This window comes from Pseudoduganella sp. GW821-FHT11H04, from assembly GCF_058807935.1.
This window is the reverse complement of sequence record NZ_JBXARE010000010.1, coordinates 99,949-124,295: the sequence shown is the minus strand read 5'-3', so window position 1 is coordinate 124,295 and position 24,347 is coordinate 99,949. Positions and strand designations below refer to the sequence as shown.

Genomic DNA, 24,347 nt, shown 5'->3' with positions numbered 1-24,347 from the left:
CGCGGCGCGTGGCGGGATAATCTTCTGGCAGGTACAAACTTGCCAGAAGAATCATGACCGACACCACTGCCTCCACCCTCGGCCCGCAACTCAGCAAGCACCGCATCGAAGCCCTGGTCGACGGCATCTTCGCCGTCGCCATGACCTTGCTGGTGATCGAGCTGCGCCTGCCCGAACACGCCGACGCCACCAATAGCGCACAGCTGCTCGAGACCCTGCACGAGCTCGCGCCGACTTTCATTTCATGGGTGCTCAGCTTCTTCGTGCTGGCCCTGTTCTGGACCGCTAACCATCGCCTGTACAGCTATGTGCGCCATGTGGATGTTCCTTTGCTCTGGTACACCATCCTGCTGCTGGCCGGTGCCAGCCTGCTGCCGTTTGCCTCGGCGGTGAACAGCCGCTACCTGTCGCAAGTGGCGCAAGTGGTGTACGCCAGTGTGATGTGCCTGATGTCGATAGGCTCGCTGCTGGTGGCAACACGCATTTACCGTCACCCTGAGCTGTGCGCGCATCCGATGGACAAGGCCACCTACGTCGCCACTTGCACCCGCACCAGCATGATGATCGTGATTGCCGTCGTGACCGTTGTAGTTGCCGGCAAAGTCGCCGGCGTCGCCAACTCGGCCTTCATGCTGCTGTTCCTGGCCCGCCCGCTGGCCAAGCTGATGACGCGCCGCCTGCGTTAAGTTTGCTATGGTAGATGAACGCGCCGTGGCAAGCATGGCGAAGTTGTTCTTGGGCTAGAACATGCGGGCCTGGCTGCGCTCGTCGAGCAAGTCAAGCAGCAGCTTCTTGATCGGGGCGGGCAGGGCGGCGCCGGCGACTGCGCCGCTCTCGAGCCATAGATAGCGGCCTTCGCCTGCCAGCGCTGCGCGCGATGCGAGCGTCACCAGCAGCGGGTTGATGTGCAGCTTGTAGTGGGTGAAGACATGCGCCACAGGCAGCAGTCGCTCCAGCGATTCCATCGGGCCGAATGCTTGCACGATGGCGGCCACTTCGGCGTCGCCAGGCGCAACGGCCTCGGCGGTGTGGCCGGCAATCTCAGGCAGGGACAGCAGGCCGCCCCAGATGCCTGTTGCGGGTCGCTGTTCCAGCAGCACCTGGCCGCGATCCACGATCAGCAGCATGTGCGCCGACTTCTCAGGCGTGGCTTTCTTTGGCTTGCGCACGGGGAGTTCGGCAGTGCGGCCGGCGGCGAAGGCTACGCAACGAGTCGCCATCGGGCAGCGCTCGCAAGATGGACTGCTGCGCGTGCACAGCGTGGCGCCCATGTCCATCAAGCCTTGCGTGTAAGCCTCGATGCCGTCGGCAGGCGCCAAAGCTTCGGCGCGCGCCCACATGGCTTCCTCGGTCTTGCGCTCGCCAGGGAAAGTGTCGATGCCGAACACGCGCGCAAATACGCGCTTTACATTGCCGTCCATGATGGCCGCGCGGCGGCCGGCCGAGAATGCTGCAATGGCAGCCGCAGTGGAACGGCCGATGCCCGGCAAGTCTGCCAGCAAGGCCGGATCGGAAGGGAAGACGCCGCCGTATTCCGCCACCACGCGCTGCGCACACTTATGCAGGTTGCGCGCACGGGTGTAGTAGCCCAGGCCGGCCCACTGCGCCATCACGTCTTCGACGGGAGCGGCAGCCAGCGAGGCCAGGGTAGGGAAGCGATCAAGGAAGCGCGCGTAGTAGCCGAGGACTGCTGAAACCTGCGTCTGCTGCAGCATGATTTCGGACAGCCACACCAGGTAGGCGTCGCGGGTGTTCTGCCACGGCAGGTCGTGGCGGCCATGTTCCTTTTGCCACGCGACCAGCGTGGCGGCAAAGCTTGGATCTTCGTACTGCAATTACGCCGCTGCCTCCAGCACCACAGGTTCGGCCGCGATGGCGTCGTTGATGGCCGCAGCCAGTGCAGCCAGCTTGGCCTTCTGCGCTTCCAGTTCCGCCTGGGTCGCTTCGAAAGCTTCGATCTTCTGCTCCAGCGTATCGGTCGCATCGTGGATGCGCGCGATGGACGCCTGGCGGTGCTTCAGCTGTTCTTTGTGCTGGCGGATCTGCGCTTCCAGCGGCGCCATGATCACTTTCAGCCACGCGTCGGCATCGGCATTGGCGGCCTTGAAGCAGCGTTTCACCGACGACGCCACGGAGTCGAAGAAGCGCTCCATCAGCACTACGCGCGAAGTGGTCAGCATCACCGCAGTGCCGAACTGCTTTTCGTAGATGCCGTGCGCTTCGTTGATCTCGTCGCGGTACTTGGCCAGCGAGAAGGCCATCGGCAGTGCCAGCGACAGGCCGTGCTCCGTCGAGAACTTCTTGTACATGGTTTCCATCATGCTGCGGATCTCTTCGACCTTGCTTTGCGATTCATCCAGGTTGGCATGGATGCTGTCGAAGTACTCCTTGATCGAATCGCGCAGGCCGGTGGTGAAACGGCTCGACTGCATGCCGGCGCGCGCCTTGACCAGGCTATCGCGCAGCACGTCCATGCCCAGGCTGGAATACAGCTCGGTTGACAGGCGGGTGAACACGGCGCGGGTAGCCTGCAGCTTGAACAGGCTCTCGTCGAATTCCTTTTTCTCGGCTTCAACGCGGCGCGCCATGTGCGCGATCACGGTCTGGTTCTTGCCGCGCAGGCCTTTCAGTTCCAGCAGCTGTTCGACGATGCCGCGCGTCCTGGCCGACAAGGCAGCGTACTGCGCGCCGCTCAGGGTTTGCAACTCGTCGCCCAGGCGGCGGCGGATGATGTCCTTGCGCGCCGGGATCATTTCGTTGAACAGGGCGCTTTCGAGCTGCTTCATGCGGCTCTTGTGCACCAGCTCATGGTCGCCGGTGATCTTGCCCACCAGCGCTTTTTGCGCGGACACCGGGAACACCTGGCGCGAATCGAGGCCCAGCATGTGCGCCGCATGTTCGCGCTGGCGCGCGATTTCCGATTCGATTTCTTCTTCGGTTTTCAGCGGGTCCCACATCGAGTCGATCTTGTTCAGCACCACCATGCGGCCGGCGCCGTTGCCGATATGGGTGCGCCACACTTCGATATCGCTCTTGGTCACGCCGGTATCGGCGGCCAGGATGAACAGCACCGCGTGTGCGTGCGGGATCAGGTTCAGCGTCAGTTCCGGCTCGGTACCGATGGCGTTCAGGCCAGGCGTATCGAGAATCACCAGGCCTTGCTTCAGCAGCGGGTGAGGGAAGTTGATGATGGCGTGGCGCCATTGCGAAATTTCGACCAGGCCGTCGTTGTCCAGCGTGACCGGCATGTCGGGATCATTCTCGTCGTACAGGCCGTAGCGCTTGGCTTCTTCGACCGGTACGTGGCGGGTCAGGCTGACCTGCTTGAAGGTTTCCTGCATATGTTCCGGCGAATCGAGATTCAGCGGCAGCACGTGCCAGGCGTGCGGGTCGTCGCGGTAATCGCTGGTCGACAGGTTTTCGGCGCGCGTTTCGATCGGCAGCAGGCGGATGCAGGCCGGATATGCCGGGTCATACATCAGCTCAGTCGGGCACATGGTGGTGCGGCCGGCCGCCGACGGCAGGATGCGCTGGCCAAAATCAGCGAAGAAAATGGAATTGATCAGCTCGGATTTACCGCGCGAGAATTCCGCCACAAAGGCCACCGACAATTTGTCGTCGCCCAGTTTGGACAGTGTGCGCGCCAAGCGCTGTTCGGTCGACGCGTCGGCCAGGTCGGCCTGCACGACCCAGTCACGGTAGTTTGCGACGGCGCTCATGACGCCTTGGCGCCATTGGCTGTATTGTTCGAGGTCCCTTACCATTCTGCTCTCGTTATTTCTGGCAATTTACACAATAAAAAGTGGATCGCTGTCCCTGCTTGATCTGGCGCACAGGCGCGCCGCAACAACGGCAGGGGACACCAGCACGATCATAGACGAAATATGTCTGTTGGAAATACCCTGATTGCCCATTTACACCGATAAAGTCGCGCAAAGTGCTGCCTCCTTGCACAATTGCCTCGGCCAGCACGTCGCGGATGGCCTGCGCCAGGCGGTCGTAGCGGGCCGCACTGATGCGGTTGGCGGCTGTTTTAGGGTTGATCCCGGCGCGAAACAGGCTTTCAGAGCAGTAGATATTGCCCACGCCAACCACAATATCGCCAGCCATCAGCACTTGCTTGACCGCTGCGCTGCGGGTTCTTGTCTGTTCGAACAATAGTTTACCGGTAAAGGCCGGACCCAGCGGTTCAACACCCAGGCCGCGCAGCAGCATATGTTGTTCCAGATCGCCATCTTGTGCGGAATGCCACAGCACGGCGCCAAAGCGGCGCGGGTCGGTCAGGCGCAGCACATGCTTGCCGTCGGCGCCTTCCACCATCATGTCGAAATGATCATGTTTTTCCGGCGGGATGCCAGTTGGCAGCACGCGCAGGTGGCCGCTCATGCCCAGGTGGATGATCAAGGTGCCATGGTCGAATTGCAGCAGCAGGTATTTGCCGCGGCGGTCGGTCGCATTGACGCGGCGGCCTGCCAGCAGGGCAGGCAAGTCCTCCGGGAAAGGCCAGCGCAAGCCTTCGCGCCGCAGTACCACGTCGCGCACAATACGGCCTTCAATATGGGGCGCGACACCGCGGCGGGTGACTTCTACTTCTGGTAATTCAGGCATAAGTCAGGCATAAGGGTAGTTTTCTACCGGTTGGCGTAGAATCAAGTCTTGAGCCCGATTTGCAGGATCTTCCTTTGAAAAACGCATTCGCCATTGTAACCCTGTCGGCCATCGTGTCCGCCTGTGCAGTCGTGCCCAAGGAGCAGTCCGCTCCCGCACCCGAAGCTCCCGCAGTCCCGGCGCCGACGCCGGCCGCTGAAGCGATCGCCAAGGCCGCAGCGCTCGATGAAAAGCTGCCCAGCGTCGAGCTGACCAGCGATTTGTTCTACAAGCTCACCAAGGCAGAACTCGATTTCAAACGCGGCCAATGGCAAAGCGCCTACGTGACCATGATGGTGCTGGCGCAGCAGACGCGCGATCCGCGCCTGGCGCGCCGTGCTTCGGAAATGGCGCTGTCGGCCAAGCAGGTCAATGAAGCGCTGGCGGCGATCCGCCTGTGGCGCGAACTGGCGCCGGAGTCCGACGAAGCCGCGCAATACTTCCTCGGCTTTGCCGTGCTGGGCGACGACCTGGGCGAAGCGGAAGCGCTGTTCGCGCAGCGCCTGAAAACGGCGCCGGTCAACAGCCGTCCTCTGCTGATGTTCCAGATGCAGCAGTACCTGCAGCGCGCCAAGGACAAGGCGGCTGCGTTTGCGCTGATGGACCGCGTGCTGCAGCCTTACCTGAAGACCCAGGAATCGCACCTGGTGCTGGCGCAGGGCGCTAATGCCGCCGGCGACGCAGAGCGCGCGCGTGCGGAAGCGAGCAAAGCGGTGGCGATCAAACCCGACTCCGAACTGGCGACCCTGACCCTGGGCCAGATGCAGGGCGACCTGGATGCCACGCAAAAACTGTTCTCCGGCTTCCTGCAGAAATACCCGGCTGCGCGCGAAGTGCGTTCGGCCTACGCCCGCCTGCTGGTGGAGCAAAAGCAGTTCGACCAGGCGCGCGAGCAATTCCTGATCCTGCTGAAAGACCAGCCTGACAATCCGGGCACGCTGTACGCGATGGGCATCATGTCCCTGCAAAGCCAGGACACCAAGGCGGCGGAAGGCTACTTCAAGCATTACATCCAAGTGTTGGAAAGCCAGCCCGACCCCGAGCGCGACCCAAGCAAGGCCCTGATGCTGCTGGCTCAGATCGCGGAAGAAAACCGGGACTACGATGGCGCCCTGGCCTGGCTGGATAAAATCGAGGGCGACGATGCGCGCACCCTCCTGGCCGCGCGCCTGAAACGCGCCCATGTCATTGCGGCGAAGGGTGATATCGAAGGCGCCCGCGCCCAGCTGAAAGACATTACGCCGGCCGACCAGGCCGAGCAAGTGCAAATCCTGCAGACTGAAGGCCAGTTGCTGCGCGATGCGGGCCGCGCAATCGAAGCCTTCAAGACCCTGCAGGATGGCGTACTGCGCTTCCCGAACAGCCCGGACCTGATGTACGACTATGCCCTCGCCGCGGAAAAGCTGGGCAAGGTTGACGATATGGAGACGGCGCTGCGCAAGGTGATCGAATCGGTGCCCGACAACCATCACGCCTACAATGCGCTGGGCTACTCGCTGGCCGACCGTAATGTCCGCCTGGACGAAGCTTACGAGCTGATCGACAAAGCCCTGAAGATGGCGCCTGGCGACCCTTACATCATGGACAGCATGGGCTGGGTCCTGTTCCGCATGGGTAAGCTGAAAGAAGCCGAGCAATCGCTGCGCCAGGCCTACGCGCTGCGCGGCGACGCTGAAATCGCCGTGCACCTGGGCGAAGTACTGTGGACCCGGGGCGACAAGGCCGGCGCCGCAAAACTGTGGCGCGAAGCGCGCGCCAAGGATCCGAAAAACGACGCGCTGCGCAGCACCTTGGCGCGTCTCAACGCTGGAATTTAATGAGCTTTAGAACTCTCGCCGCCATTGCCGGCGCGGCCGCCATCCTGTGCGGCTGCGCCACGACGCCTGCCACACCGCCATCCACCGCCGCTGTCGCTCCCTACAAGGACACGCTGTCGCTGACCGGCCGCCTGAACGTACGCTATCTTAAGGATGGCAAGCAGGAATCGGCCACCGTCAATTACAGCTGGAAGCAGGATGCGCAGCGCACCGATGTGGCGCTGTCTACCCAGTTCGGCAACACAGTCGCCATGATCGAGGTCACGCCGCAGGGGGCCGTCCTGCGCGAGGGCGGCAACAAGCCGCCGCTGAGCGCCCCCAGCATCGACGCGCTGAGCGCACGTGCACTTGGCTGGTCGCTGCCGGTGTCCGGCCTGCGCGGCTGGCTGCAAGGCCACGCCACTGGCGCCGATGGCAAATCGTGGACCGCCAGCCCTGGCAAAAGTGAAGTCATCACGCGCGAAGGCTGGCACTTGCAATACGTCGACTGGCAGGAAGGCAGTGCGCCGCCGCGGCCTAAACGCATCGACGCCGAACACCCTGGTGGAGGCGACGTGCAGCAAATGTCGCTGCGGATTGTCATTAACGAAGAATAATGAAAAGCCTGTTGAATTGCCCGGCTCCGGCCAAGCTGAACCTGTTCCTGCACGTGAACGGCCGCCGCGCCGACGGTTACCACCTGCTGCAATCGGTATTCCAGATCATCGACCGTAGCGACACGCTGCACTTCTCGCTGCGCGAAGACACGGAACTCCACCGCACCAACGATATCGAAGGCGTGCCGGCCGAGCAGGACCTGGTGATTCGCGCCGCCCGCATCCTGCAGTCCGAGGTGAGGCGCCGCACCGGCATGATGCCGCCTGGCGCCAATATCACGGTCGACAAGATCCTGCCCATGGGCGGCGGCCTGGGCGGCGGTTCGTCCGACGCGGCCACCACCTTCATGGCCCTCAACAAACTGTGGCGCGCCAGCCTTACGCGCGAAGAACTGATGGCCCTGGCCCTGCCGCTGGGCGCCGACGTGCCTTTCTTTATCTTTGGCGAAACCGGCTTTGCCGAAGGCGTGGGCGAAGATCTTCAGCCGGTCGATGCACCAGACTGTTGGTATGTTGTTATCGAGCCAGGTGTGGCCTGCCCGACGGGGCAGATTTTTACCTCCGAGCATTTGACAAGGGATACGCCGCCCGTTAAGATGTCGGACTTTTCCAGCTACCATGCAAATCGACAAGATCTGCGGCAGTTCGGGAAGAACGATTTGCAACAAGTGGCGTGCCGCTTATTCCCGCAAGTAGCAGAAGCGGTAGAATGGCTGGGCGCTTTTGGTGACGCCAGGATGACTGGCTCCGGAGCTTGTGTGTTCGTCGCCCTCCATAGCGAAGAACAGGCCGATGCGGTGCTTGCGAAAGTGCCAGCCGCCTGGACCGGATGGAAAGCGAAGGCGCTGAAACAGCATCCGATCATCGCAAAGTTGTGAAGCGTAAAAAGATTTGGTTTTTCGTGAGATAGGCTATATAATGTCGGCCTACTGACGGAAGACAGTCAGTTAAGAGTAGGGGAATCGCCAAGCTGGTTAAGGCACCGGATTTTGATTCCGGCATACCAAGGTTCGAATCCTTGTTCCCCTGCCACCGTTTTCCCTGGGCCTGTCGAGGCAGCAGTCTCCAGCCAGGGTTAAGACAAATACTCCTGTTACGCAGGAGTGCCTCAAAGAATTCAACACTACCTCTCGGGACTCCCAATGGCTTACGAAAACCTGATGGTTTTTACCGGTAACGCTAATCCAGCCTTAGCAGAAGGGGTCGCAAAAAATCTCGGCATCCCACTCGGCAAAGCAGTCGTCTCCAAATTCTCGGACGGCGAAGTCATGGTCGAAATCAACGAAAACGTCCGCGGTAAGGACGTATTCGTGCTGCAATCGACCTGCGCGCCAACCAATGACAGCCTGATGGAACTGATCCTGATGGTCGATGCCCTGAAACGTGCGTCCGCTGGCCGTATCACCGCTGCAATTCCTTACTTTGGCTATGCCCGCCAGGATCGCCGTCCGCGCTCCGCCCGCGTGGCCATTTCGGCAAAAGTCGTTGCCAATATGCTGGAAAGCGCCGGCGTCGAGCGCGTCCTGATCATGGATCTGCACGCAGACCAGATCCAGGGCTTCTTCGATATCCCGGTTGACAATATTTACGCTTCGCCAATCCTGCTGGGCGACCTGCAGAAGAAGGCTGAGGAAAACCTGCTGGTGGTGTCGCCGGACGTCGGCGGCGTGGTACGTGCCCGTGCACTGGCCAAGCGCCTCGGTTGCGACCTGGCGATCATCGACAAGCGCCGTCCAAAAGCTAACGTTTCCGAAGTGATGAACATCATCGGCGACGTGGAAGGCCGTAACTGCGTGATCATGGACGACATGGTCGACACCGCAGGTACCCTGGTGAAAGCTGCCGAAGTGCTGAAAGAGCGCGGCGCCAAGAAAGTGGTCGCTTACTGCACCCACGCTGTGCTGTCCGGTCCGGCAATTGACCGCATCTCCGGCTCTTCGCTGGACGAGCTGGTGGTGACCGACACCATCCCGCTGTCCGAAGCGGCCAAGGCTTGCGGCAAAATCCGTCAACTGACCTGCGCACCGCTGCTGGCAGAGACCTTCAAGCGCATTATCAAGGGCGATTCCGTGATCTCCCTGTTCGTCGACTAAAAGTCTTTCCGGCCGTGGCGCAAGCCGCGGCCGATTTGTTGAAGTGCCCTGGTCGCGGGGCACTTCTTTTACCGACAAGGCGCGAGCCTTGTTTTATTTTTTGGAGTATTCCATGAAAGTTGTAGCATTCAAACGTGATCTGCAAGGTACGGGTGCGAGCCGCCGCCTGCGTATTTCCGGCCAGACCCCTGGCATCATCTACGGTGGCACCGAAGCCCCTGTGAACATCGCTCTGGACCACAACGCACTGTTCCACGCGCTGAAAAAAGAAGCTTTCCACTCGTCCATCCTGGACATGGAAATCGACGGCTCGGTACAGAAAGTGCTGCTGCGTGACTTCCAGATGCACGCGTTCAAGCAACTGGTTCTGCACGCTGACTTCCAGCGCGTTGACGCCAACAAGCCACTGCACGTGAAAGTTGCTCTGCACTTCGAAAACGCTGAAGTTTCCCCAGCTGTGAAACTGCACGCTGCGACCATCAGCCACGTGGCCAACGAGATCGAAATCTCCTGCCTGCCAGCTGACCTGCCAGAGTTCCTCAGCGTTGACCTGTCCGCTATGGACGTTGGCCAGTCGATCCACGCTTCCCAGCTGAAGCTGCCAAAAGGCGTGACCATCGTGACCCACGGTTCCGATGCAACCATCGCTACCGCATCCGTGCCAGCCGGCGCTGTTGCTGCTGAAGCTGCTGCCGCTAAAGAGTAATCCTCTTTTGCTGCACTGAAAAACCCCGCTTCGGCGGGGTTTTTTTATGGCCGGGGCTGGGGCGCCGCCGGCGGCACCGTGATGGGGGCGTTCAGGCGCAAGAACTTGAATCCCGCCAGGCCGTTGTTGGCGCGCGCCTGGGTTCGCGCGATGAAGGCTTCGAAGGGCTCTTCGCGCACCGCCGGGGCGGAGGAATGCAGGAAGCGGCGCTGGCCTTGGGCGTCCAGTACCACCAGGCCGACGTGGGTCACCATGTGCTGGCCCTTGCGCACAGAGACCACTTCCACCATATCGCCTTCGCCCAGTGTGCTGAATTCCTGTGCCGCGCGCTCCACCGGCAGGTAGGCCTCCACTGTGTCCTGCACCGGAATGTCGCGTTGAACATTGTGCTGGGTTTTCAGGAACTGGGCGCGGTCGACGCGCATCAAGTAGCTCTCGCCCTTGCTGGTGTCGGTCAGCAGCCAATGGTTATTGACGTTCCAGTCCACCTCCATGTAGTGGTTGCGGCTGGCGACTCCGATCACGCCATCCTTGTAGCGGATGCGCTGCAAGGTCCAGAAGAATTCCTCCCACGATCCGCTGAGGGCCATCGCATAAGTATGCTCGGCGAACACCAGGCAGTCGCTGGCTTCCAGGCTGTACATGGGCAGGCTGTCATGCGCTTCGTAAGGAAATTCACCGAGCAGGTTCAGCCTGTATGGCTGGCCGATATTGCGGCGGCCGATGGCGGCGATGCGCTTGCGCAGGTCGGGCTCGCTGCGCCGTTCTTCCGCAATGAAGGCGCCCGCTTCCTGCGGTGTCATCTGGTAAATCGGTTTTGTATCGACTGCCGACGACAAAGCAGCGGCAAGAATCAGGCTGGCAAGCATCTTGAATCCGATGGGTAGACAGTAACGTCAAGTAGTCTATGCTGAGAGGACAATTCACCACAAGGAGGGCTGCCAAATGAAAGTGCAACTTGCAGGGGTGATGGTGCTGGCTGCCGTGTTTTCGGCGCCGGTGTTTGCGTCCGATGCCAAGGCCGATATGGCGGGGATCAAGGCCCTCGACCAGAACTGGTTGAAGGCCTTCACGGCTGCGGATGGCGAGGCAATCGCCAAGCTGTACGACGAGAACGCGGTGCTGATGCCGCCCGGTGCGCCAGCAGTGAAAGGCCGCGCCGCGATTCGCGACTTCCTGGTGACGGAAGCGCAGGGCGCAGGAAAGGCCGGCATGGTGTTCAGCTTCGGCGAGGCCTCCGACGGCGGCGCCAATGGCAATCTGGGCTGGTCGTCCGGCAGCTATGTCGTGAAGGACAAGGACGGCAAGGTGGTTGAGACCGGCAAATTCCTGTCCGTGAACAAGAAGGTGCACGGCAAATGGATTTACTGGCGCGATACCTGGAACGCCGACAATCCGCCACCGAAATAATTCGGTGGCGCGCCACGCGTCGGCCTATGGCGCCTGGGCTGCTTGGTTGAGGTCACGGGTATAATCAGCGGTTTTGCACTCGCAATCGCAAGACCATGCCCATCCGCCTGATCGTTGGCCTCGGAAATCCCGGCGCCGAATACGAACAAACCCGCCACAACGCCGGCTTCTGGCTGGTGGACAATCTCGCCAACTCGCTGCCGAACGCGCGCCTGCAGCGCGAGTCGGGTTTCAACGCCATGGTGGCCAAGACCATCATCGGCGGCAACCAGCTTTGGCTATTGGAGCCGCAAACGTATATGAACCGTTCCGGCCAATCGGTCGGCGCGATCGCGCGCTTCTACAAGATCCAGCCTGATGAGGTGCTGGTGGTGCACGACGAGCTTGACCTGCCGCCAGGCGCGGCCAAGCTGAAGAAAGGTGGTTCCTCGGGCGGCCATAACGGCTTGAAGGACATCACTTCAGCATTGGGCACCCAGGATTACTGGCGCCTGCGCATCGGCATTGGCCACCCGCGCACGCTGAACCTGAACCAGCCTGTGGCAGACTTCGTGCTCCACCGTCCGCGCCGCGAAGAGCAATTGCTGATCGAAGAAGCGATCGAAAAATCCCTGCGCATCATCCCCACCGCCGTCGCTGGCGATTTCACCAAGGCGACGATGGAGCTGCATACTCCTTAAGTCGTGCTGCCGGCCTGCCGCAGCAGGCGCCAGACCATTCCCGCCACCACGACCACGCCGAGCACCAGCACGCCCCATAAAACCATGAGGCGGCGTTGGGCGGAGCTGTTGTCTTCCACCGCACGTTTTGCGGCGCTGGCCAGCGCTTCCGCCTGCGCCTGCGCCGGGCTGGCCGTTGCGCGATCAAGCTTGCGCAATTCAGCAGGCGTGAAGCCCGGCGCCACTTCACCGATGTCGCGCGCCGCCGGTGCAGCCTTGTCGCGCCCCACGGCAAGAGAATAGGGCGGAGTGCCGCCTGCGACGAACACCAGCGTAGACGGTTCCCAGCTCACGCGCAGCGCTGGCTTGCTCGCAAGCGGCTGGTCGAAGCGCAGCACCCAGCGTGAGCCGAGCCAGGACGGTACCGCGATATCGCCCGATGTGCGCGCCTTGCCATCCTGTTCCAGGCGATAGAAAGTGGTGCGCGCAGCGGGTTCAAAACGGAACTGGCCGGAACGGCGCATTTCGACATAGCTGCCCAGCATGGCAGGCAGCACCACATTGCCGCTGTCGATTTGCAGTCCCACGCGTTGCGGCGCGACGCCGGCAGGTATGGCGTACTGCAGGTCGCGTGCTTCGCGGCCTTGCTGTGCTGGAAGCAGCAGCGACTCCGTCGGCGCTGCTGCCGTGCCCTGTACCGGTGACTGTGCGCTGATGCCGGCGAAATGCAGCGGCTCGCCGCCACGCCAGCTTAGCCGCGCATAACGCATCTGGCGCGCCGGGAATTCCAATTTGTCATTGGCCAGCGTTTCCGCGCTGTCATTGGCGAGCCAGCTCAGTTCAGCAACGCCAATGGCATCCCAGCGCTTCAGGTCGTCGCTGGCTTCCAGCCACACCTGGCCCGAGTAGGTAGTGCGCCCGGGCGGTAGCGTGAATTGCAGGGCATCGATCAAGGGAGGTTCTGCGCTGGCGTCCTGCCGCAAGTCGAGCACCAGCCCGGCCAGTCGTTGCGGCGCGTGCGAAGTTGCGGCATCACGCGCCGCAGGCAAGTGCACCGATACCATGCGGCCATCGGTACCAATGTTCACCTCCAGCCCTGCCAGCGGTGCGTCCGTGCGTTCGGCCATCACGGGGAAGATGCGTACCGGAAGGATGCGCTGCGTGATGGTCGGTGAGGCCTCCGGGTGGCGCAGCGCGAACGGCTGCGGCACTCCGTTGGCATCGAACACGCGCAAGTCATTCAGGGCCGGCGAGCGCGCATTCAGATAGGCGTCACGCGGCAGCTGCAGCTGCACCACGCTTGGCTTGCCGTTGACTGCCAGCGGGATCACGTGGGTGTAATCCTGCGGCACGTCGCTTGGCGCAGCGGCGGCCACCGCTGCGGCGAAAAGCAGGGTGTTCATGCGGCCTCCTTGCGTTTTTCCCCGTCGCGGTCCGACGGATAGGGGGCGAGATAGCCGATACCGACCATCAGCGCACCAACGCCGAGGAAGGATACGATGCGTTCGACACCGCCAACGTTGGACAGGTCGACCAGGAACAGCTTGGCCACCACCACGCCGAGTAGCGCTGCGCCGGCGATCCACAGCTTGCGCTCTTGCCTGCGCGCGGCCAGGCGCATCAGCACCAGGGCCGTCACGCTCCACACCAGCGACAGCATCGCCTGCACGAATTGCGACGCGAACAGCTCATCGAACTTGTAAGGCACGCCCATGTAATTCGATACGGTGCGCAGCAGTGCCAGGTTGAACCAGGCATAGGCCACCAGCGACGCGATAGCCAGCAACTGCGGACGGTACGGCTCCAGCACGTCGCGCAGCAAGCGATAGGCGGCGATCGACAGCAGGAGTGCAAACACGCTGGTCAGGTCGAGCGGGTTGGCCAGCGGGACGTAGGGCAGGGGCGCCATGGCGCCATCCTGCGTCAGGTTCCATACTGCGACCAGCAGCAGCGACCACGCACAGCCCAGCGGCAGCAGCACGTCGCGGTACCAGGCAGCGACAGGCTTGACCGGCCAGCCATCGGCGCGCACGCGGCGAATCACCCATGCCAGGCCGCCCATCATCAGCCAGGCCGGCAGGAAGTTGGCCCAGGCAGGATCGGCGCCGCTGCCTTCCAACCCGCGCGAAATCCAGTAGGCGCCGACCGGCCAGATCATCAGCCATGGCCCGGTTGTGCGTACGGTATGCAGCAGTACCAATGCGGCCCGCGGCAAGAACGCGCTGCGCATCATCCATTCGGACAGCAGCCACAATGCGGCGTAGGCGACCCATTCTTCGCCGACCGGCATGCCGCCACGGCCATACAGCACGCCGAGCATGGAAACGGTCGAAACACCAAACAGCAGCCAGGCAGGAATCGCCGCGGAATCCAGCGCAGGCCATTGCAGGCGCCTCGCCAAGTTGAGGACCAATGGCGTCGTGGCGGCGATCAGCAGGCTGTAGGCGCTTGCGCGTAGCGCGCTATACGCGTCGAACGTGCCAGTGGTGACGATTTCGTAATGGGCCAGCAGCCAGTTGGAGAGCGTTGGAGCGACCACGAAAAGCCACCACATGCCGGCGTATGCGAGCACCGCGTTCGACATCTGCGTCTGTTCGCTATGGCGCTTCAGCATCAAGGCGGTGAAAAGCGCACCCGCGAGCAGCATCACGCTGCCGACGATAGGTGTTGCGAACAGGTCCGGCGACACGGGAGCGATCTGTCCGTTGCGCGTGATCAGGAAGGCGAGCACGAGGCCGGCCAGCAATTGCGCCGCCATGCTTAATGCGCGCGCCATTGGCCAGGCCAGCCGGCGCCAGATCAAGGCCATCACGACGGCTGCGCCAAGTGCGCTGGCTACCAGCAGATTGGCTTGCAGGGTGCCGGTGGTGCGCAGCACGACTTCGGTCCAGGCGCCGCCGATCAGCCACGCTGCGGAACCGGCCAGGAACAGGCCGCCCAGCAAAGCCAGGCTGCCGTTGCCGTCCTGTTCGGAATGGCTTCGGAAGCGCATGGCCATGATGCATGCGCTGATTGCGAGCAGCAGGAAGCCCAGCCACAGGTTCGAATGCAGCGCGGCTTCCTTGTCCAGGCCAGTGATCGCGCCGACAAAGCTAAGCCACGCCCCCAGTTGTACCAGCAGGCCGAAGCCCCAGGCCAGCGGCTGGCGCTGGCGCAAACCGATCCAGACAATGCCGGCGCCTTCCAGTGCCCAGGCCGCGGAAGTCCAGCGGCCATCAAGCGCCATCGGAATCGCCAGCGTGCCGAACACCACGGCCAGCGCGGTGAAGGCGTCTACCAGCAAGCCGTAAGTGGCGCGGCGGCGCTGCAGGACCATCGACAGTACGCCGTAGAACAGACCGAGAACGAGGGCGGAGTAGGCCATGCCGAACTCGAAGCCTTTCACCAGCCCGAATTGAAGGCTGGCCGCCAGCATCGGCGTGCCGAACACCAGGGTGCCGTCGACATAGCTTTTCAGCTTGGGCGCTTCAAGGTGGGCATAGGCGACGGCAATGCCGACGTAGTACAGGAAGAACAGCGCGAGGAAGCACTGCGCGGACGCATAGAACTGCGGCTCGTAGCGCAGCACGCCCCAGGCCGTGCCGATGGCGAAGGTGAACACAAAGCCGAGCAAGTTCAGGGCGCGCCAGGAGCGGATCAAGGCAATCGCCAGGATGCCGGCGTTAAGGAGGGCGTAGTAGCTGAACAGGGCAATATGGCTGCCCTGTCCGGTGGAGGCCAGGATCGGCGCCGCAAAGCCGCCGACGATGCCGAAGATGGCCAGCCATTGGGCGTTCTGCAGCACCGCCAGCAGGCAGGTGCCAATGGTGAGCAGGAACAGCATGACGAAGGCCATGCCGCCGGGGATCAGGTGGTAGATGCGGAAGGCGCCAAACACCACCAGCATCAGCACGGCCATGCACGTGCCTTGCAGCGGCAGGCTGACGCCCTGGTTGTTATTGCGGATGCGCCAGGCCCAGGTCAGCGCTGCCAGGTCGACCAGCACGATGCCGGCCAGGCGCAGTTCGATCGGGACGGTGATGCGGGCGGCGGCATATTTGAGCAGGAAGCTGACGCCGATGAACAGGATCAGCAGGCCAATCTTGGCAACCAGGTTGCCCTCAAACAGCCAGTTGCGTGCAGCTTTGAACCAGGCTGGAGGTTCGCTTGGTGGACGGCGCGGCGTTTCCGGTGGAATCGGTGGGCGCGGTGGCGGCGCGTCGTTGCGCGCGGCTTCCTTGGCGGCTGCCCAGGCTTGGTCTGGCGTGCTCGGAGCTTCGCGTTTGGCTGCGAGCTGGCGCAGCGCTTCTTCGTCGACCGGAACGATACGCGATTCCGCCGCCGGCGCGGGCTGGGGCGGGGCGGAGGAGGAAGCCCGCGGAGGCGTGACCAAAGTGCGGACGACCAGCGGCTCGCGTTCGGCAGCCTTCGACGGAGCCGGTGCGGTGGGCGGCACAACGACGGCCGGCTTCGCGGCTTCTGGCGATGCTGCTGCCGTAGTGCGCTGCTGGAGTTCGAACAGCGCGATCTCCACCGCAGCCAAGTCGCGCTGCAGTTGAAGCGCGTGCTCGCGTGCCTGGCGCGCATCGCGGCGGGCCAGCCAGGCCCATCGCGCGACAAGCGCCAGAACGATCAACCAAAGCAAATCCATGATTGCTCCCTATATTGTTCTCTTGGCATTATTTGCCAGCGGTAACAATAGTGCAAGCCCTGGCGATACCCGTATCGCCAGTCGCCCAGGGGCGTATCAGGATTCGATCCTGTTCAAAGCACCGCTTCGGGCACCAGCATCAGCAAGTCTGTCACGCCGACGTCGACGCCAGCCTGGGATAGCAAGGTGGTGGCCTGGCCGCGGTGGTGGGTCTGGTGGTTGAAGAAATGCAGCAGCAACTGGCCGAGGGACTTGTGATGGGCGTCGCCGTTATAGCGCTGATAAGAGATGACCGCGTCCAGGTCCTCGTCGCGCAGGGTGGGAGCCCAGTCCAGCACCTGGCGGTCGAGGAAGGCACGCCGCTCGCGCAACTCGCCAAAGGAGGCGAACAGCAACTGGTCCAACGTGGCGGGCGCGGGCAGGTCAGCAACCGGCGCCAGCGCGGCGGCAAAGCGCGGGTGGCTGGCGAAACGCTTGAGCCAGATGGTATCGGCCACGGCGATATGGTTCAGGGTCGCCAGCAGGGAACCGAAGAAGGCCTTGCGTTCCGCCTCCAGCTCGCCCGGCGGCAGCGCGGCGGCCGCCTCGTAAAGCTTGTTGTTCATCCACTCGTTGTAGCGGGCCAGCAGGGCAATATGGGCGGTTCCGGGCATGATCTGGGGTACAATCTTGGTCTATTTGCGGAAAATTCCGTAGCAGAACATTATATTTAAAGGTTTTCCATGAGTCTCAAATGCGGCATCGTCGGCCTGCCAAACGTCGGCAAGTCCACCCTTTTCAATGCACTGACCAAGGCCGGCATCGCGGCCGAGAACTACCCGTTCTGCACCATCGAGCCAAACGTCGGCGTGGTGGAGGTGCCTGATCCGCGCCTGAAACAATTGGCTGATGTCGTCAAGCCAGAGCGCATCGTTCCTGCCATCGTGGAATTCGTCGACATCGCCGGCCTGGTGGCGGGCGCCTCTAAAGGTGAAGGCCTGGGCAACCAGTTCCTTTCCCACATCCGCGAAACCGACGCCATCGTGAACGTGGTGCGCTGCTTCGAAGACGACAACGTGGTGCACGTGTCCGGTCGCGTTTCCCCGCTGGACGACATCGAGGTGATCCAGACCGAGCTGGCGCTGGCCGACCTCGGCACCGTTGAAAAAGCCATCCACCGCGAGCAGAAGAAAGCCCGTTCCGGCGACAAGGATGCCGCCAAGCTGGTGGCCCTGCTGGAAGTCCTGGTGCCGCACCTGAACGAAGCCAAGCCAGTGCGCGCACTGCGCCTTGACGATGAAAAGATGGAGCTGATCAAGCCGCTGTGCCTGATCACCGCCAAGCCAGCCATGTACGTGGCCAACGTCTCCGACAGCGGTTTCAGCAACAACCCTCTGCTGGACCAGCTGACCAAGTACGCCGAAGAACAGAATGCACCTATCGTGGCCATCTGCGCCGCTATCGAAGCGGAAATCGCTGAACTGGACGACGCCGACAAGGAAGCCTTCCTGTCCGACATGGGCATGGCCGAACCTGGCCTGGACCGACTGATCCGTGCCGGCTTCAAGCTGCTCGGCCTGCAAACCTACTTCACCGCCGGCGTGAAGGAAGTGCGCGCCTGGACCATCCACGTGGGAGACACCGCGCCACAAGCCGCTGGCGTGATCCACACCGACTTCGAACGCGGCTTCATCCGCGCCCAGACCATCGCGTTTGACGACTTCATCAACTTCAAAGGTGAATCCGGTGCCAAGGAAGCAGGCAAGATGCGCGCTGAGGGCAAGGAATACGTGGTCAAGGATGGCGACGTGTTGAATTTCCTGTTCAACGTCTGATCCCGTTTGCCCCAAGAGAAGAGCCGCGCACTGCGCGGCTTTTTTTGTCGGTGTGACAGATGGAGAGACTTTAACTAGTTGCTGTTCGGTAAGCTTGCGGCTTTTGTAATTTTTCAAAGGCCTTTCGTGCTGAAATTCTTCCTTCAACGTCGTACTGCGGCCTGCCTGTTGGCGTGCCTTGCCTTGCTGACCGCTTGCGGCGGTGGTGGCAACGACAGCAAAACCAGTTCCGGCGCCAACACCGGCGCCAACACTGGAACCAATAGCGGCGCCAATAACGGCAACACCTCCGGCAATACGCCGCCTCCGGCAACTGCGGCGGCACTCGGGTTCTCGCCGAATATTGTTACCGCCGCGCTTGAGTCCGGCTCGACCAATACCATCCTCGTGACGGCAAGCGTCAAGCGCCCGGCCGACTTCAATGGCCAGGTGTATGCCGCGATTGTCGATAGCGCCGGGGTGCTGCAGCCGAATGCACGAATCGATGCCCAGACTGAAACGCAGTACGCGGCGATTTTGCACACCAGCACTTCGCTGGCGCCCGGTTCCTACAAAGGCAATTTCACCGTGAACCTGTGCAAAGACCAAGCGTGCACCCAGCATTTCCCAGGCTCGCCCATGCAGTTGCCATATGAGTTCACGGTGGCTGCTGTCGCGTCGAACCTGATTGCCGTGGCCAATGGTCCGCTCAGCCAGACTCTGAACCAGGGCGCGCCTGCGCCGGCGCCGGTGACAGTGAGCGTGAACGGTACACAGCGTAGCTGGACTGCCAGCGCCGACGTTTCCTGGCTCGTTTTGAAGAATGCCAGCGGGACCGGCAATGGCAACTTTACCGTGTCTTTCGACAACAGCCAGTCCGCGTTGGGCGCCCAGCAGGGCAGCATCACGGTGAAGGCCAGCGATGGCCAGCTTTTCGTGCTGCACGCCACCATGAATACTCTCGGCAAGGCGTTCACGGCGAGCCAGAACAGTTTCAACTTCACAGCGATCAATGGCACGACGATCGCGCCTCAGCAAGTCAGCTTTAGCATCCCTGGTGGCGGCACCTGGACGGCAGGCAACGATGTCACTTGGCTTTCCGCAACCCCCAATAGCGGCACCATGCCTGGCCAGCTGAACCTGACTGTAGACCCCAGCAAGGTGGCGCTGGCGAGCGGGACCTACAACGGCAACCTGATCTTGCAATCGCCGGATGCCGCCCCCCGCAGCCTGCTCGTGACGCTGAACCTGGTCAAGCCAACGCTCGCCACCTCGGCCGACACCGTTGTCCTGGGTGGTCCGTCAGGACGCGATTTCTCGGCCAAGCAGCTGACGCTGTACCTCAACACCCTGAAGAACAACTGGCCGTGGACTATCGGCGCGCTGCCGGCTTGGGCCAGTGTGTCGGCGAGCAGCGGCCAGGCCAATATGGACGGCACCGCTGTTCAGTTCAATGCCAGCCCGAACATCTTCTGGACCGGCAGCAGGAGCGCGCTGGTGACTGCGACGGCCAAGGTCAATGGCGATACGCTGACCAAGTCGATCGCGCTGACCATTAACCGCGACCAGGAGAAAATCCTGCCGTCCGAAATAGGCCTGGCAATGGTGTCGGTTCCGGGCTGGTCGCGCCTGGTTCGCACCTTCACTGTAAGCGACAACTACGGCGCCGACGTCGGCTGGTGGGCAAGTTCGGACCAGTCTTGGCTGCATGTGGCGATCAGCGGCAATACGGTGACCCTGACCGGTGACCCATCCCAGCTGCCGGACGATACGATCAGCTATGCCACCGTGACCTTGTCCTCCGGTACAGCTGGCGTGACCACACCTGAGACTGTGCGCGTGGCGCTGTGGAAGGGCAGCCAGGCTCCGGTTGCGCGAACCGAAATCCCCGGTACCTACTGGAAAGTGCTGGCCGATGCTATCCGCCCCCTGGTCTATGTCCACGGCGGTGGCAGTACGCTGGATGTCTACAATGTGTACACCGGCCAGAAAGTCGCCAGCAGCACGGCCCTGGGTGGCGCACTGGGCGATATGGCGATGAGCCAGAACGGCGACCGCCTGTATGTGTATGACACGGCGAACAAGAGCGTAGTGGTGGTGAATGTCCAAACCCTGGCCAAGCAGGACGCCTGGGTCCTGAGTAGTGCCGCCAGCCCTATGTCGCGCCTGATCTCGGTGCGCCCGAACGGCAAAGAGTTTTTGCTGACCACCACGGGCGATGCGTTCCGCGTCTCTGATGGCCAGCGTACGGCAGTCCAGCTGAATGGCGCCATGGATGCCACGCGCGACGGCAAACGCTTGTACGTGCTGGATGCTCTCCAGGCTCCATCAACGACCAAGGCATACATCCTCGATTACACGGAGATATCGAACGGCGGCCTGAACGTGGCCACCGCGGGCAGCTTCAGCGCCGGTTCGAATGGAGCGGATATCGCTGTCAGCCTCGATGGCAAACGTGTCTACTCCGCTAACGCCAACACGGGCTTATGCGGCATTAACGATGGCGTGACGTTGAAGAGCCTCAACTATCTTCCTGGCGGTTCGCTGTACCCGAACAGCGTCAAGGTGGACAGCTTTGGCCGCGCGTATTGTGGCGCAGCTGGCCTCAACAATGCAGTCGATGTCTGGCTGCACTCCAGCGCCGGCGTCCAGCTGAAGCAATTCAAGTTCTCCAGCATCGGCGCGGCCTTGCAATACCGCCAGATGGCGGTCAGCGCGGATGGCATGATGCTGATCGGCCTGACCCAGACTCCGGTGTTGTCGATCATGGCCGTCGGCCCATAAGTGTTGCAGGCAAGTCGCAATTTATATCCTGACTTGCCTGAATCACCCCTTATTTTAGTAATGTGATAATTGGTGAGACTTTTATAAGTGCAGTAAAGTAAGCTTCAGGCTTTTGTATTTTTGCAAAGGCCTCTTGTGCTAGAACAATTTTTCCATCAGCGCGCCGCAGCTTGCCTTATCGCTTGCGCGGTGCTGCTGACAGCATGCGGCGGCGGCGGTGGCGGCGGTAGCACTAGCCCCACCACCGGCGGGAGCACCGGCCCAACCACAGCTGCTGCACTCACCTTCAACCCTGGTACTGCCACCGTTTCGACTCCCTCAGGCACGTCCACGACGGTCACCGTGAACGCAAGCGTCAATCGCCCCGCCGATTTCAATGGCACTGTCTACGCCAAGGTCGTCGATACCACTGGCGTGTTGCTGCCGACCGCAAATATCGTTAGCCAGACGCCTTCGCAGTACTCCGCAGTGCTGCAGACCAGCGCTTCGTTAACGCCTGGCAATTACAAGGGTAATTTCACTGTTAACCTGTGTCGTGACCAAGCGTGCAGCCAACATTTCCCTGGCTCGCCAATGCAACTGCCTTATGACATCACCGTGCTGGCGGGCACGACGAAGTTGGTAGCGCAGCCGAATAGTCCTTTATTCCCCACCTTCAACTTGGGCGGGCTCGCACCTTCTCCGGTGACTGTCGCCGTGCAGGCGGGGCCGTTGAATTGGACTGCCACTACCACCTCCCCTTGGCTAATCCTGAAGAATGCCAGCGGTACCGGGAACGGTAGTTTTGCGGTGGAATTCGATACCAGCAAGGCGACAGTGGGTGTTCTGTCGGGCATCATCACAGTTGCTTCTACCGATGGCCAGCAGATCGTTTTGAACGCCAGCCTGACCACCAACGCGCAAAGTTTTGCCCTTGTCAGCCAAACTGGCATGGCGTTCACCGCTATCAACGGGGCGCCGATCGATCCGCATCAATTCAGCTTCAATCTTGACGGCGGCGGCAACTGGACTGCCGAAAGCAATGCAGCATGGCTTGGAGTTACGCCGTCCAGCGGCAGTTTGCCCGGAACATTTGCCCTGACCGTCGATCCCGCCAAGGGCAGCCTGGCCAGTGGCCACTATGTCGGCAACCTTATGCTGCATTCGCCAAATGCCAAGGATGGCAACTTCCTGGTATCGCTAGACTTGACTAAGCCCACCTTGACCGTGTCGGCCGATACCGTCACTTTCGGCGGTACGTTCGGACGTGACTTCAAGGCCAAGGACCTCATGATGCAGCTCAACACCATGAAAAACAGCTGGCCATGGACCTTCAGTCCCTTGCCATCGTGGGCGAGCGTATCGGCGCGTAGCAGCCAAGTAAATGAAGACGGTACCACGATCCAGATCACGCCGAACGCAGACAGCGCTCCAGTTGGCAGCACCAACGCTGTAGTGAACGCTACGGTGCAGGTCAATGGCGATACAGTGGTAAGGCCGGTCGTATTGACCATGAACCGCGATCAGAAGAAAGTTCTCCCGGCGGAAACCGGGGTGGCCATGGTGTCGGTGCCTGGCTGGTCGCGCTTGATCCGCAACGTCGATGTTCGTGATAATTTTGGCTACCATACCGCTTGGACGGCAACGTCAAATCAACCTTGGCTTACGATCGCGCGTTATGGCGATTCGTTGACCTTGACTGGCGACCCCACTGGATTGCCAGTCGATTCGATCAGCTATGCCACAGTCACCCTCACCACGACTTCAGTTGGCGTCACTACGCCGGAAGTCATTCGTGTAGCACTGTGGAAAGGAAGTGCGACACCGGCCGGCAAAACGGAAATCAGGACCACTTACACCAAGGTGTTGGCAGACGTGATCCGTCCGTTGGTCTACGTCCACAATGGCGGCAGCACGCTCGATGCCTACAACGTCTACACTGGCCAGAAGGTCGCCAGCAGTGCTGCGTTGGGCAGCGCGCTCGGCGATATGGCAATCAGCCCTAACGGCGACCGCCTGTACGTGTATGACATGCTCAACCGCAATGTTGTCGTATTGAACGCGCAAACCCTGGCTAAACAGGATTCCTGGAGCCTGCGCAGCGACGTTAAGCCAGATTCGGGACTCTTAGCAGCACATCCGAATGGCGAAGAAATTGTACTGACCAGCGCAGGGGATGCGTTCCGGGCAAGCACTGGACAGCGCTTCAGCACGCAGTTGGGCACACTCAGAGCCGTGACCAAGTTTGGTCGTTTGTACACCACGACAGGAGCTTTTGACCTCGATTTCACGTCCATCGCAGGTGGGACTTTGCATACGACCTATGCCGGGCCTGTTAACAGCGATTTGGAGGATATTGCGCCTAGCTATGACGCGGGTGAGTTTTTCACCGCGAGCGCCTTCCCCTATAAGTGCCAACTTTTCAGCACCCTTGGTTTCAAGAATATCGGTTCACTCCCGGGCGGCTTGCCATATCCGAACAATGTAGAGGTAGATTCCCTGGGCCGCAGCTATTGCGGTATCCAGGGCGCTAATCAACCTTATGACGTCTGGATGCACAACATCTTTAACACGCAAGTGAACCAGTTCAAATTTGCCGGTGATGGACACAGCCTGATTCCGCGCCAGATGGTCGTGTCCTCTGACGGCATGATGCTGATCGGCTTGACCAACGACCCGATGATGGCAATCATCGCGGTCGGTCCCTGAACGGATTACGGTTTCTTGGCTTCGAATTCGCGGATGGTTTTAGCGAAGCTGTCCATCAAAGGATTGGGCACTGCCAGCGAGAGCTGGTAGTGCTCGATCTTGAATCCCTTGCCGGTGTTGAGCAGAACACCGCTGGCCTGGCAAGTTCCCATCTGTGTGTTCAGCTGTTCGTCGAACCACACGACTTTTTTATCCGGCGAGAAGTAGACATTGCGCTTTTGTGCGGTGAAGCTCCATGCCTTCTTGCGGTCCCAGAAGCGCTTGGCCCAGGCTTTGAATTCCTTGTAGCTCCACACTTCGCTCTTGTCGGTGCCGATGAAGACGGCGTCCGGCGTGAACTTGTCCCAGTAGTCGGGACGGGTGTTGGCGGCGTCGTCATGCCAGCTGTCGACGAAGGCGTTGACCTGCTGGCGGAATTCGGTGTCGGGATCGGCTGCCAGGGCGCTGTGCATCATGAGGGCGGTGGCGGCGGCGATCAGCAGGTGCTTCATATTGTCTCCTCGGTCTAAGTTAGCGGAATAGTA

19 protein-coding genes and 1 tRNA gene are annotated in these 24,347 nt (G+C 61.4%); 12 read left to right on the top strand and 8 right to left on the bottom strand.

Going from position 1 to position 24,347, the window contains the following annotated elements:
• Positions 1–53: 53 nt before the first annotated feature.
• Entirely contained in the window at positions 54–686 is a 633-nt protein-coding gene (locus AC1RTP_RS20715; RefSeq protein ID WP_498610056.1) for a TMEM175 family protein, read from the top strand.
• 54 nt (positions 687–740) lie between these two features.
• On the opposite strand, the gene mutY is transcribed toward AC1RTP_RS20715, so the two are convergent.
• The 3 genes from mutY to mutM are packed head-to-tail and all read right to left on the bottom strand — an operon-like array spanning position 741 to position 4,608.
• Positions 741–1,835: an A/G-specific adenine glycosylase gene (gene mutY, locus AC1RTP_RS20710; RefSeq protein ID WP_498610055.1), complete on the bottom strand. Its 1,095-nt coding sequence runs from the start codon at positions 1,833–1,835 to the stop codon at positions 741–743.
• Positions 1,836–3,764 (bottom strand): dynamin family protein, encoded by a 1,929-nt coding sequence (locus AC1RTP_RS20705; protein WP_498610053.1) that lies wholly within the window; start codon positions 3,762–3,764, stop codon positions 1,836–1,838.
• A gap of 10 nt (positions 3,765–3,774) precedes the next feature.
• Positions 3,775–4,608, bottom strand: a complete 834-nt coding sequence (mutM, locus tag AC1RTP_RS20700; protein WP_498610051.1) for a bifunctional DNA-formamidopyrimidine glycosylase/DNA-(apurinic or apyrimidinic site) lyase — start codon at positions 4,606–4,608, stop codon at positions 3,775–3,777.
• Positions 4,609–4,682: 74 nt separating this feature from the next.
• Between mutM and AC1RTP_RS20695 the strand changes: the two genes are divergently transcribed.
• From AC1RTP_RS20695 to AC1RTP_RS20670, 6 genes are all read left to right on the top strand, one after another.
• Complete coding sequence (locus AC1RTP_RS20695) at positions 4,683–6,464, top strand: tetratricopeptide repeat protein (protein ID WP_498610049.1); 1,782 nt, start codon at positions 4,683–4,685, stop codon at positions 6,462–6,464.
• The gene (locus tag AC1RTP_RS20690) at positions 6,464–7,060 is read left to right on the top strand and encodes an outer membrane lipoprotein LolB (RefSeq protein ID WP_498610048.1); all 597 of its coding nucleotides are present in this window, start codon (positions 6,464–6,466) and stop codon (positions 7,058–7,060) included. Before AC1RTP_RS20695 ends, AC1RTP_RS20690 begins: the two co-directional genes overlap by 1 nt.
• Positions 7,060–7,938, top strand: coding sequence for a 4-(cytidine 5'-diphospho)-2-C-methyl-D-erythritol kinase (ispE, locus tag AC1RTP_RS20685; protein WP_498610046.1), 879 nt, complete (start codon positions 7,060–7,062; stop codon positions 7,936–7,938). The genes AC1RTP_RS20690 and ispE overlap by 1 nt, the downstream gene beginning before the upstream one ends.
• A 77-nt stretch (positions 7,939–8,015) precedes the next feature.
• Positions 8,016–8,092: transfer RNA gene (locus tag AC1RTP_RS20680), tRNA-Gln, on the top strand.
• Positions 8,093–8,202: 110 nt separating this feature from the next.
• Positions 8,203–9,153: a ribose-phosphate pyrophosphokinase gene (locus tag AC1RTP_RS20675; protein WP_498610045.1), complete on the top strand. Its 951-nt coding sequence runs from the start codon at positions 8,203–8,205 to the stop codon at positions 9,151–9,153.
• A gap of 112 nt (positions 9,154–9,265) precedes the next feature.
• Positions 9,266–9,859 (top strand): 50S ribosomal protein L25/general stress protein Ctc, encoded by a 594-nt coding sequence (locus AC1RTP_RS20670; protein WP_498610043.1) that lies wholly within the window; start codon positions 9,266–9,268, stop codon positions 9,857–9,859.
• A gap of 44 nt (positions 9,860–9,903) precedes the next feature.
• Here AC1RTP_RS20670 and AC1RTP_RS20665 read toward each other — a convergent pair whose 3' ends face one another.
• The gene (locus AC1RTP_RS20665; RefSeq protein ID WP_498610041.1) at positions 9,904–10,728 is read right to left on the bottom strand and encodes an N-acetylmuramoyl-L-alanine amidase-like domain-containing protein; all 825 of its coding nucleotides are present in this window, start codon (positions 10,726–10,728) and stop codon (positions 9,904–9,906) included.
• 76 nt (positions 10,729–10,804) lie between these two features.
• Between AC1RTP_RS20665 and AC1RTP_RS20660 the strand changes: the two genes are divergently transcribed.
• A complete protein-coding gene (locus AC1RTP_RS20660; protein WP_498610039.1) occupies positions 10,805–11,269 on the top strand; it encodes a YybH family protein in 465 nt (154 codons plus the stop codon).
• A gap of 95 nt (positions 11,270–11,364) precedes the next feature.
• Positions 11,365–11,949 carry an aminoacyl-tRNA hydrolase gene (gene pth / locus AC1RTP_RS20655; protein ID WP_498610037.1) on the top strand — a complete coding sequence of 195 codons (585 nt, stop codon included), beginning with the start codon at positions 11,365–11,367 and terminating at the stop codon, positions 11,947–11,949.
• Here the strand turns inward: pth and AC1RTP_RS20650 are convergent.
• The 3 genes from AC1RTP_RS20650 to AC1RTP_RS20640 all read right to left on the bottom strand — a co-directional run bounded on the left by AC1RTP_RS20650 (position 11,946) and on the right by AC1RTP_RS20640 (position 17,211).
• Positions 11,946–13,331 (bottom strand): DUF3999 family protein, encoded by a 1,386-nt coding sequence (locus AC1RTP_RS20650; protein WP_498610035.1) that lies wholly within the window; start codon positions 13,329–13,331, stop codon positions 11,946–11,948. The genes pth and AC1RTP_RS20650 overlap by 4 nt on opposite strands.
• Positions 13,328–16,558 carry a DUF2339 domain-containing protein gene (locus AC1RTP_RS20645; RefSeq protein ID WP_498610033.1) on the bottom strand — a complete coding sequence of 1,077 codons (3,231 nt, stop codon included), beginning with the start codon at positions 16,556–16,558 and terminating at the stop codon, positions 13,328–13,330. Before AC1RTP_RS20645 ends, AC1RTP_RS20650 begins: the two co-directional genes overlap by 4 nt.
• Before the next feature lie 113 nt (positions 16,559–16,671).
• Complete coding sequence (locus tag AC1RTP_RS20640; protein WP_498610031.1) at positions 16,672–17,211, bottom strand: DinB family protein; 540 nt, start codon at positions 17,209–17,211, stop codon at positions 16,672–16,674.
• Positions 17,212–17,280: 69 nt separating this feature from the next.
• Here AC1RTP_RS20640 and ychF point away from each other — a divergent pair, with 69 nt between their 5' ends.
• From ychF to AC1RTP_RS20625, 3 genes are all read left to right on the top strand, one after another.
• A complete protein-coding gene (gene ychF, locus AC1RTP_RS20635; RefSeq protein WP_498610029.1) occupies positions 17,281–18,372 on the top strand; it encodes a redox-regulated ATPase YchF in 1,092 nt (363 codons plus the stop codon).
• Between the two features lie 126 nt (positions 18,373–18,498).
• On the top strand, positions 18,499–21,135 hold the full coding sequence (locus tag AC1RTP_RS20630) for a BACON domain-containing protein (protein ID WP_498610027.1): 2,637 nt from the start codon (positions 18,499–18,501) through the stop codon (positions 21,133–21,135).
• Between the two features lie 342 nt (positions 21,136–21,477).
• Positions 21,478–23,823 carry a BACON domain-containing protein gene (locus AC1RTP_RS20625; protein ID WP_498610025.1) on the top strand — a complete coding sequence of 782 codons (2,346 nt, stop codon included), beginning with the start codon at positions 21,478–21,480 and terminating at the stop codon, positions 23,821–23,823.
• 5 nt (positions 23,824–23,828) lie between these two features.
• Here the strand turns inward: AC1RTP_RS20625 and AC1RTP_RS20620 are convergent, their stop codons facing one another.
• A complete protein-coding gene (locus AC1RTP_RS20620; protein WP_498610023.1) occupies positions 23,829–24,314 on the bottom strand; it encodes a nuclear transport factor 2 family protein in 486 nt (161 codons plus the stop codon).
• Between the last annotated feature and the right edge of the window lie 33 nt (positions 24,315–24,347).

Coding starts and splice junctions, on each gene's coding strand:
- AC1RTP_RS20670 (WP_498610043.1), top strand. CDS start 9,266: ATGAAAGTTGTAGCATTCAAACGTGATCTGCAAGGTACGGGTGCGAGC.
- AC1RTP_RS20690 (WP_498610048.1), top strand. CDS start 6,464: ATGAGCTTTAGAACTCTCGCCGCCATTGCCGGCGCGGCCGCCATCCTG.
- AC1RTP_RS20675 (WP_498610045.1), top strand. CDS start 8,203: ATGGCTTACGAAAACCTGATGGTTTTTACCGGTAACGCTAATCCAGCC.
- AC1RTP_RS20665 (WP_498610041.1), bottom strand. CDS start 10,728: ATGCTTGCCAGCCTGATTCTTGCCGCTGCTTTGTCGTCGGCAGTCGAT.
- AC1RTP_RS20705 (WP_498610053.1), bottom strand. CDS start 3,764: ATGGTAAGGGACCTCGAACAATACAGCCAATGGCGCCAAGGCGTCATG.
- AC1RTP_RS20650 (WP_498610035.1), bottom strand. CDS start 13,331: ATGAACACCCTGCTTTTCGCCGCAGCGGTGGCCGCCGCTGCGCCAAGC.
- AC1RTP_RS20715 (WP_498610056.1), top strand. CDS start 54: ATGACCGACACCACTGCCTCCACCCTCGGCCCGCAACTCAGCAAGCAC.
- ychF (WP_498610029.1), top strand. CDS start 17,281: ATGAGTCTCAAATGCGGCATCGTCGGCCTGCCAAACGTCGGCAAGTCC.
- AC1RTP_RS20640 (WP_498610031.1), bottom strand. CDS start 17,211: ATGCCCGGAACCGCCCATATTGCCCTGCTGGCCCGCTACAACGAGTGG.
- AC1RTP_RS20660 (WP_498610039.1), top strand. CDS start 10,805: ATGAAAGTGCAACTTGCAGGGGTGATGGTGCTGGCTGCCGTGTTTTCG.
- ispE (WP_498610046.1), top strand. CDS start 7,060: ATGAAAAGCCTGTTGAATTGCCCGGCTCCGGCCAAGCTGAACCTGTTC.
- AC1RTP_RS20620 (WP_498610023.1), bottom strand. CDS start 24,314: ATGAAGCACCTGCTGATCGCCGCCGCCACCGCCCTCATGATGCACAGC.
- mutM (WP_498610051.1), bottom strand. CDS start 4,608: ATGCCTGAATTACCAGAAGTAGAAGTCACCCGCCGCGGTGTCGCGCCC.
- AC1RTP_RS20645 (WP_498610033.1), bottom strand. CDS start 16,558: ATGGATTTGCTTTGGTTGATCGTTCTGGCGCTTGTCGCGCGATGGGCC.
- pth (WP_498610037.1), top strand. CDS start 11,365: ATGCCCATCCGCCTGATCGTTGGCCTCGGAAATCCCGGCGCCGAATAC.